Below are 1430 nucleotides of genomic sequence, written 5' to 3'. Positions count from 1 at the left end.
GATGTGGGAAATCAGCCAGCCGCTGCGCATTGAAAGCGGCACATTTGAAGCCACCTTGGCCGACGTACCGCTGGATTACGTCGATCCGGTGACCTTCTCGCGCCGCCGCTTCTCGGCCACACCTTCGGGCCGCGAGATCGACATGAGCGTACGCAGCCTTCACGCCCTGCCGGACGGCTCGTCCCTGCAACTGCAAGCCACCGCCATCCGTGACGAACAGCACCGCCGCGATGCCAAACCCGGCTACGCCTTCATGGCCGTGTGGCAGCACCCAATCTGAGGCATGCCTCCAATCTTCCCCGTCTTACCCGGCATTTGTGACTTGCCTTCTCCCCGAAATGGGGTCGAGGGTGGTTAACGCCTTTCAAGCGTTACAATAAATGAAAGGTAGAGTGCGGGGAGTAGGGTTCATGAGACAGGCTAGGTACACATCGATTGCGTTGACGGCGGGCCTGCTCGCACTCCCGCTGGCTGCCTGTGGCGGCGGCGGTGGTGGCGGTGGTGGCTCGATAATCACGCCTACGCCGCCCGCGCCCCCGCCCCCCACTCCACCGACGCCTCCGCCCACCCAGCCGCCACCCATTCCGGCGCAGTCCGCTCGTGAGTACACGCTGAACTGGGGCGTAGCGGACACCAAGGTCTATTCGGCTTGGCAGGCCGGTGCGACAGGTCAGGGCGTGACTGTCGCTGTGATCGATTCCGGCATCGATATGGATCACCCCGATCTGGCCGCCAACATCTCGCCGCGCTCGACCGACGTGGTCATCGGCCGAAACAGCCCCGAGGGCCCGGACAAACACGGCACCCGCGTGGCCGGCTTTATCGCCGCCCCCTTCAACAGTCGTGGCACCGTCGGTGTGGCGTTCAACGCCTCGATCATGTCGATCCGCGCCGAGGTATCCGACTGCACCGATCCCGAAGACGATGTCTGTTTCAAATCGTCCGATCTAGTGCGCGCTATAGACTATGCCGTCGCCAACGGTGCCCGTATCGTCAACATGTCTCTGGGTGGCGAAGGCCCTCTCGGAGCCGCCTTTGAAGCCGCTCTGAAGCGCGGCGTCGATGCCGGCGTCATCTTCGCCATCGCCTCGGGTAACGAGGAGGGCACCAGCCCAGAATGGCCGGGGCGCTATGCCTCGGACCCGCGCTTCGCGGGGGCTATCATCGTCGTGGGGGCTCACGGTCCTGACGGTGCCATGGCGACATTCTCGAACCGCGCCGGTGTCAGCCAGAACGTATATATTTCCGCACCGGGCAGCGAAGTGGTCGGTGACTGTGAGGACAGCTGCTGGCGCATGGGCGGCACGTCATTCGCTTCGCCTGTCGTTGCCGGTGCCATGGCGCTACTCAAGGAAGCCTTCCCCAATCTGACAGGCCGCGAGATTGTCGAAATTCTGCTTCGCACAGCGGCGGATGCGGGTGACACCGGC

General features: G+C 63.8%; 1 protein-coding gene and 1 pseudogene. Both read left to right on the top strand.

Annotation, left to right across the window (positions count from 1 at the left end; all coding sequences use genetic code 11):
• Window positions 1–280 (top strand): annotated as a pseudogene (locus OB03_RS14570) (S8 family peptidase); the annotation flags it as partial.
• A gap of 130 nt (window positions 281–410) precedes the next feature.
• A partial coding sequence (locus OB03_RS14565) for a S8 family peptidase (RefSeq protein WP_461344643.1) occupies window positions 411–1430 on the top strand: 1020 nt, incomplete at its 3' end.

Source organism: Brevundimonas sp. GN22 (genome assembly GCF_054824005.1).
The sequence above is the reverse complement of the archived record's forward strand: the minus strand, read 5'-3'. Positions and strand labels throughout refer to the sequence as shown.